Here is a 7,315-nt window from a genome sequence, read left to right on the forward strand (position 1 = left end):
GGCACGGTGGGGGGGCACGGGTGGACGGGCACGGGTTCAGATGACGCCTCCGCCGCTGGCCAGCACGCCGAGGATCATCGGCGCCACCCCCAGCAGGAGGAAGGCGGGCAGCGTGCACACCCCGAGGGGCAGCAGCAGCGCCGACCCCAGCCGCGCCGCGCGCTCCCGCCCGTCCGTGCGGGCGAGGCGTCGCTGACGCGCGGCCTGCGCGCGCAGCAGCTCCGCGGCCGGCACGCCCGCGCGCATGGACAGCTCGAGCGCCCGCACGGTCTCGACGGTGACCGGATGCCCCGCCTCGGCCGCCGCGCGCCGTGCAGCATCGAGCGATGTGCCGCCCGACAGCGCGATGGCGACGAGGTCGGCGTCGATGCCGGCCACCCCGGCAGCCGGCTGCGCGCGGGCGACGAGGCGCCGTGTCCAGCGGCGGGCGAGGAGCATCAGCGCGACACCGGCGAGGAGGCACGCGATGCCGATCGGCGAGCGCACGACAGCGGACAGGTCGAATCCGAGAGTAAGGGACAGCAGCACGGCGACGGCGGGCAGCCATGCCACCAGCCGCGCGGTCGCGACCGGTTCCGCCAGGGCCACCGCGATCTCGTCGCGCACCTCGTCGGCGTCGCGCACCGCCGTCGCGGCATCGCGCAGTGTGACCGCGAGCGGCGCGCCCACCGTGATGGCAACCTGCCACACCGCGGCGAGCGGCGCCCACTGGTCTCCGAGTCGCGCCAGCGCGACGGCGCGGTCGCCACCGTCGGTGAGCGGTGCGAGATCGCGCGCGCCCGCAGCGACGATGTGCTCCCACGCTCGATCGGGGGTCACGCCCGCTTGCAGCAGCACCGCGAGCTGCAGGGCGACATCGGCGGACGAGGACATCGAATCGGGAGCGCGGCGCCGGGAGCCACCGCGCACGGCGCCGATCATGCGACGGGCTCCGCCTCGACGCGCAGTCGCCCCGCCTGGAGGACCGGCACACCCACGGCCCCGACACGGCGGCGGCCCGCGGCATCCCGTTCGAGGAAGACCACCGCATCGATCGAGCTCGCGACCTGTCTCGCGAGCGCCGCGTCGTCGAGTCCGGCGAGAGCACCCAGCGCCTCGAGTCGGGCGGCGACGTCGCCGATGCCGTTGGCGTGCACGGTGCCCGCGCCGCCGTCGTGGCCGGTGTTGAGCGCCGTGAGCAGTTCTCGCACCTCGGCTCCGCGACACTCGCCCACGACCAGCCGATCGGGCCGCATGCGCAGCGCCTCGCGCACCAGTCGGTCGAGACCGATCGCACCGGCGCCCTCGAGATTGGCCTGCCGGGATTCCAGGCGAACGTGATGCGGGTGCTCGAAGGAGAGCTCGGCGACATCCTCGATCGTGACGATACGTTCGGTCACCGGTACGGCCGCCAGCATCGCGGCGAGCAGTGTCGTCTTACCGCTCCCCGCGGCGCCCGCGATGAGCACGTTGCGGCGGTGAGCGACGAGATCGTCGAGCCGAGACCGCTGCGCGGGGCCGAACATCCCGCCACGCTGGAGATCGTCGAGGGTGGGCGACTCGAACCGTCGCGCCCGGATCGAGACCACCGCGCCGTCGACAGCGAGCGGTGGCAGTACGGCATGCACGCGCAGACCGCCGGCGACGCGCACATCGATGCAGGGCGTCGCGTCGTCGATGTGACGACCGCCCAACGCGATGAGATGCACGGCAAGTGCACGGGCGTCCTCGGCGCTGAGTCGCACCCCCTTCTCGTGCACGGCGCCATCGCCACGATCGACGAAGACCCCGTCGCCGCCGTTGACGAAGACGTCGGTCACGGCAGGGTCGGCGATCAGCGGCGCCAGCACCCCGAACTGCGCGATCGGGCGCCCGGGCGCCAGGTCAGCGGATGCCATGGGTGCCGCGGACGAGGGCCGGGCGACGAAGAGCTGCTGCACACCGGCGACGTTAGAAAGACGCGGATGCCGCGGCATCCTGCCCGCTCGCATCGGTGGAGCATCGAGCGATCCCGAGTCGGCCGCCGCGCCTGGGGAGGAATCCGGGGGGATGTGAGACGCAACATCGCCGCCCTTCGGGTAAAAGGCGGCGATGTCCTGGCGGGAGGCGGCGCCCTGGGGGAAGGGCGCCGCCTCGCACGCCACCTTGCATTGGGGGTTGCGGGTGACATGCAGAACGCGCGAACGCGTTCCGAAGCACACCTTACGCAACCTCAGGCATCGTGCCAAACCCGGGCGCCCCGCAACCTCGCGCAACGTTCGGCACCCGAGCGTGTCGCGGCGCGGTGCTATACACAATGTGGACCTTCGTCCCTCTCGACGGCACGCAAAGGAGCGAGCAATGAGTCAGATCGACAGCCTTCTTCACGAGGACCGGCACTTCGCGCCCGCCGCTTCCTTCCGCGCCCAGGCCGTGGGCACCGCGGAGCTCTACGAACGCGCCGCAGCCGACCGCGAAGGCTTCTGGGCCGAGCAGGCGCGGGAGCTCGTGCACTGGCACCGCCCCTTCACGCAGGTGCTCGACTGGACCAACCCGCCGTTCGCGGAATGGTTCGCCGACGGCGAGCTGAACGTCGCCTACAACTGCCTCGACCGGCATGTCGAGGCAGGCAACGGCGCCCGCGTCGCCCTCTATTGGGAAGGCGAGCCGGGAGACTCCCGCCAGGTGACGTACGCCGAGCTCACCGACGAGGTCAAGCGACTCGCCAACGTGCTCGGCGACCTCGGCATCGGCCGCGGCGACCGCGTCGCGATCTACCTGCCGATGATTCCAGAGGCGGTCGCGGCCATGCTCGCGGTCGCCCGCGTGGGAGCGATCCACTCCGTGGTGTTCGGCGGGTTCTCCGCCGACAGCCTGCGCGCCCGCATCGACGACGCCGGAGCAAAGCTCGTGATCACCGCCGACGGCGGCTGGCGCAAGGGCAAGGTCTCACCGCTGAAGCCCGCCGTCGACCAGGCACTCGCCGACCGCGGATCCGGGGCGCAGGAGACCGTCGAGCACGTGCTCGTCGTCAAGCGCGGCGACAATCCCGTCGACTGGGCCGAAGGGCGCGACATCTGGTGGCATGAGGCCGTGCCCGCGGCATCCGCCGATCATGAGGCGCAGCCGTTCCCCGCCGAGAACCCGCTGTTCATCCTCTACACGTCGGGTACCACCGGGAAGCCGAAGGGCATCCTGCACACGTCGGGCGGGTACCTCACGCAGGCGACCTTCACCAACAAGGTCGTGCACGACATCCACCCCGAGACGGATGTCTACTGGTGCACCGCCGACATCGGCTGGATCACAGGCCACTCCTACGTCACGTACGGTCCGCTCTCCAACGGCGCGTCGCAGGTGCTCTACGAAGGAACTCCCGAATCACCCGAGCCCGGCCGCTGGTGGGCGCTGGTCGAGAAGTACAAGGTGAGCGTGCTCTACACGGCGCCCACCGCCATCCGCTCGTTCATGAAGCAGGGCCGGCAGATCCCCCAGCAGTACGACCTGTCGAGCATCCGCGTGCTCGGGTCGGTGGGCGAACCCATCAACCCCGAGGCTTGGATCTGGTACCGCGAGATCATCGGCGCTGACGAGGCCCCGATCGTCGACACGTGGTGGCAGACCGAGACCGGGGCCATCATGATCTCCGCACTGCCCGGCGTCACCGAGACCAAGCCCGGTTCGGCGCAGGTGCCGATCCCCGGCGTCTCGATCGACGTCGTCGACGAGAGCGGCGCCCACGTCGGCAACGGCAACGGCGGACTGCTCGTGATCACCGAGCCGTGGCCGTCAATGCTGCGCGGCATCTGGGGCGACCCGGAGCGGTTCGTCGAGACCTACTGGGAGAAGTTCGCCGACCAGGGGTACTACTTCGCGGGAGACGGCGCGCGCCTCGACGACGACGGCGACATCTGGCTGCTCGGCCGTGTCGACGACGTGATGAACGTCTCGGGCCACCGGCTCTCCACCGCCGAGATCGAGTCGGCTCTGGTCGCGAACGAGGCCGTCGCCGAGGCTGCGGTCGTCGGAGCGAGCGACGAGACCACCGGCCAGGCTGTCGTCGCATTCGTCATCATCAAGGAGAACTACCTCAAACAGCACTCCCCCGATGGGCTCGCCGGCACGCTGCGCGGGTGGGTGGGCGAGCAGATCGGTCCGATCGCGCGCCCGCGTGACGTCTACATCGTGGGCGAGCTGCCCAAGACCCGTTCCGGCAAGATCATGCGCCGTCTGCTCCGGGATGTCGCGGAGGGCCGCGAGGTCGGCGACACCACGACGCTCGCCGACACGGCGGTGATGAGCGTCATCTCGGCGCAGGTGCGCTGACACGCCCTATATAGAGGAGGGGTCGGCGCACAGGCACCGACCCCTCCTCTCGCGTGTGCGCTCAGGCGAGAGTGAAGACGACCTCGACCTCGACAGGCGAGTCGAGCGGGAGCACGGGAACACCGACGGCGGATCGCGCGTGGCGGCCGGCCTCACCGAACACCTCGCCGAGCAGCTCGCTCGCCCCGTTGATGACGCCCGGCTGGCCGGTGAACTCCGGCACCGACGCAACGAAGCCGGTGACCTTCAGCACACCCGTGAGCTTGTCGACTCCCCCCACGACCGCTGCCGCGGCGGCGATCGCGTTCAACGCGGACTGGCGGGCATAGGAGGCCGCATCTGACGCCGGCACGAGGCCGTGGCCGTCTCCGACTTTGCCGGTGGCCGGCAGCGCACCCGACACGAACGGCAGCTGACCGGCCGTGTAGACGAGGTCGCCGTGCACCTTGGCGGGCACGTAGGCCGCCACCGGAGGGACGACCTCCGGCAGCTCGAGTCCGAGCTCGGCGAGGCGGGCACTGATGGTCATCGGTCTTCTCCTTCGAAACGCTGCGCGGCCTCGGCGGCGGCCGCGAGTCCCACGTTGGCTGCGGCATCCGTCGTCACGGGCCGCTTGAAGTAGGCGACGAGGCCCCCCTCGGGTCCCGTCACCACCTGAACGAGCTCCCACCCCTGCTTGCCCCAGTTGTTGAGGATCGCGGCGGTGTTGTGGATCAGCAGGGGCGTGGTGAGGTACTCCCACGTGGTCATGAGGCTCCGTCGGGTCGTGGTCGGGCGCGCACGGGCGCGGGCCTGCAAGGCTTCGCCCAGCATCCTGGCTTACGATCAAGCCTATGCCTGCATCGAAAACCACGGGTGGTGGTCTGCTTGCCGGACTCGCCGGACTGATCGGACTCAGCGCCGTCGCTGGAGTCCTCATCGCCGCCACGGTCACCCCCGCGATCGCGGTCACCTCGGCCACCGCATCGGGTGCGATCAACATGTTCGAGGATCTCCCGTCGAACCTCGACATCCAGACCCTGATGCAGCCGACGGTCTTCTACGCGAAGGACCCGTCGACTGGCCAGTACACCGAGATGACCTCGTACTACACCCAGAACCGCACGCCGGTGACGTACGACGAGGTGGCGCCGGTGATGTACCAGGCGATCCTCTCGAGCGAGGACCCGCGGTACTACGAGCACGGCGGCATCGACCTGATCGGCACCACGCGCGCGCTGCTCTCTAACATCCAGGGCAACAACGTGCAGGGTGGATCCTCGATCAGCCAGCAGTACGTGAAGAACGTGCTCGTGCAGAACTGCTACTCGACGGCGACGAACGACGCCGATGTGCAGAAGTGCTACAACGACGCCACCAACTCGTCGGGCGGCAGCGGCATCCAGCGCAAGCTGCAGGAGATGCGCTACGCCATCGCACTCGAGCAGAAGTATTCCAAGAACGACATCCTCGTCGGCTACCTGAACATCTCGAACTTCGGCGGGCAGACGTACGGTATCGAGGCGGCAGCCGAGCGCTACTTCGGCGTGCACGCCAAAGACCTGAACCTCGAGCAGGCGGCGACCCTCGCGGGCATGGTGCAGAATCCGAACACCTACCGCATCGACCAGCCCGCCAGCACGACCAACGGCGACGCAAACCACTACGCGCTCACCAAGCAGCGGCAGACCTACGTTCTCGACCGCATGCTGATCGACGGCAAGATCTCGCAGGCCGATCACGACAAGGCCGTGTCCGACCCGATCATCCCCACGATCACCACCCCGAAGACGGGATGCGCGGCGAGTTCCGCGCCCTACTTCTGCAAGTACGTGCAAGACGTCGTCTCCAACGACCCGGCGTTCGGCTCCACCCCCGAGGAGCGCGCCGCGAAGCTGCAGAAGGGTGGCCTGAAGATCTACACCACGATCGACATGAACCTGCAGAACTCCGCGCAGGGCTCGATGTCGAAGTACGTGCCGGCGACGATGGCCGGCATCGACCTCGGGTCGACGTCGGTCACGATCGAGCCGTCCACGGGACGCGTGCTCTCGATCACGCAGAACACGAACTACAGCGAATCCGATTCGGCCGGATCAACGCCCGGCACTTCCAGCCTCGTCTACGCCGGAAACTCGACGTATGGCAAGTCGGGCGGATTCCCCGCGGGCTCGACCTTCAAGATCTTCACCCTGGTCTCCTGGCTCGAAGCGGGGAACTCGGTCAATCAGGTCATCGACGGCCGCAACCGGGTGTTCAAGAACATCCCCACCTGCAACGGCACCTGGACCAACGCGAACAACGAGACGATCGGAAACTTCGAGGGCCAGGGCATGATCGGCACGCCGATGCAGTTCACGGCCGCGTCGATCAACTCGGGCTTCCTCGCGATGGCCTCGAAGATCGGGCTGTGCCCGATCGCGCAGACTGTCGCCAAGATGGGCGTCACATTCGGCAACGGCAAGCCGATTCCGATGGACTACGGCACCGAGGTCATCGGCGTCGACAACGTGTCGCCGATGGCGATGGCCGAGGCGTTCGCGACCGTCGCGAACAACGGCATCTACTGCAGCCCGACGGTCATCGACAAGGTGACGGATGCCTCGGGCACCGAGCTCGCCAAGCCTGCCTCCAACTGCTCCCAGGTCATCGACCCGAATGTCGCGGCCACCGCGGCCTACGCCCTGCAGGGTGTGATGCGCGGAGGAACCGGTACGGGCGGAAATCCGTACGACGGCACCCCGCTGCTCGGCAAGACGGGTACGAACGAGCAGACGCACACCTGGCTGATCGAGTCGTCGACCAAGGCGACGACAGCGGTGTGGGTCGGCAACGCGAACGGCTTCTCGAACCTCTTCCACCTTTCGACCGGCGGAAGGCAGCTCTCCAACCTGCGCTACGTCCTGGCGAAGGAGATTCAGGGCGCGGCCGACAAACTCTACGGCGGCGACGCCTTCCCGGCGCCCGACCCCAACCTCACGAAGCAGGTCATGTCGACACTGCCGAACGTGGTGGGTCTGACGGTCGACCAGGCCACGCAGCAGCTGCAGAC

General features: G+C 68.8%; 6 protein-coding genes. 2 read left to right on the top strand and 4 right to left on the bottom strand.

Annotated elements, in window-relative coordinates; genetic code table 11:
• Positions 1-36: 36 nt before the first annotated feature.
• Both ABT08_RS11960 and ABT08_RS11965 read right to left on the bottom strand, forming a co-directional pair.
• Positions 37-921, bottom strand: coding sequence for a type II secretion system F family protein (locus ABT08_RS11960; RefSeq protein WP_235557427.1), 885 nt, complete (start codon positions 919-921; stop codon positions 37-39).
• Complete coding sequence (locus ABT08_RS11965; RefSeq protein ID WP_056210403.1) at positions 918-1,877, bottom strand: TadA family conjugal transfer-associated ATPase; 960 nt, start codon at positions 1,875-1,877, stop codon at positions 918-920. Before ABT08_RS11965 ends, ABT08_RS11960 begins: the two co-directional genes overlap by 4 nt.
• A 442-nt stretch (positions 1,878-2,319) precedes the next feature.
• Between ABT08_RS11965 and acs the strand changes: the two genes are divergently transcribed.
• Positions 2,320-4,284 (top strand): acetate--CoA ligase, encoded by a 1,965-nt coding sequence (gene acs / locus ABT08_RS11970; RefSeq protein WP_056210059.1) that lies wholly within the window; start codon positions 2,320-2,322, stop codon positions 4,282-4,284.
• Between the two features lie 61 nt (positions 4,285-4,345).
• On the opposite strand, the gene ABT08_RS11975 is transcribed toward acs, so the two are convergent.
• A complete protein-coding gene (locus ABT08_RS11975) occupies positions 4,346-4,813 on the bottom strand; it encodes a RidA family protein (RefSeq protein WP_056210057.1) in 468 nt (155 codons plus the stop codon).
• The gene (gene sp36, locus ABT08_RS11980) at positions 4,810-5,034 is read right to left on the bottom strand and encodes a Sp36 family protein (RefSeq protein WP_137878630.1); all 225 of its coding nucleotides are present in this window, start codon (positions 5,032-5,034) and stop codon (positions 4,810-4,812) included. Before sp36 ends, ABT08_RS11975 begins: the two co-directional genes overlap by 4 nt.
• An 83-nt stretch (positions 5,035-5,117) precedes the next feature.
• Here sp36 and ABT08_RS11985 point away from each other — a divergent pair.
• On the top strand, positions 5,118-7,315 hold a 2,198-nt coding region (locus ABT08_RS11985), incomplete at its 3' end, for a transglycosylase domain-containing protein (protein ID WP_288115096.1).

This window comes from Microbacterium sp. SCN 71-21, from assembly GCF_001725695.1.
Classification (GTDB): domain Bacteria; phylum Actinomycetota; class Actinomycetes; order Actinomycetales; family Microbacteriaceae; genus Microbacterium; species Microbacterium ginsengisoli.

Bases quoted from the DNA above. Each gene is read 5' to 3' on its own strand.
- ABT08_RS11965 (WP_056210403.1), bottom strand. From the start codon at position 1,877: ATGGCATCCGCTGACCTGGCGCCCGGGCGCCCGATCGCGCAGTTCGGG.
- ABT08_RS11960 (WP_235557427.1), bottom strand. From the start codon at position 921: ATGATCGGCGCCGTGCGCGGTGGCTCCCGGCGCCGCGCTCCCGATTCG.
- sp36 (WP_137878630.1), bottom strand. From the start codon at position 5,034: ATGACCACGTGGGAGTACCTCACCACGCCCCTGCTGATCCACAACACC.
- ABT08_RS11975 (WP_056210057.1), bottom strand. From the start codon at position 4,813: ATGACCATCAGTGCCCGCCTCGCCGAGCTCGGACTCGAGCTGCCGGAG.
- acs (WP_056210059.1), top strand. From the start codon at position 2,320: ATGAGTCAGATCGACAGCCTTCTTCACGAGGACCGGCACTTCGCGCCC.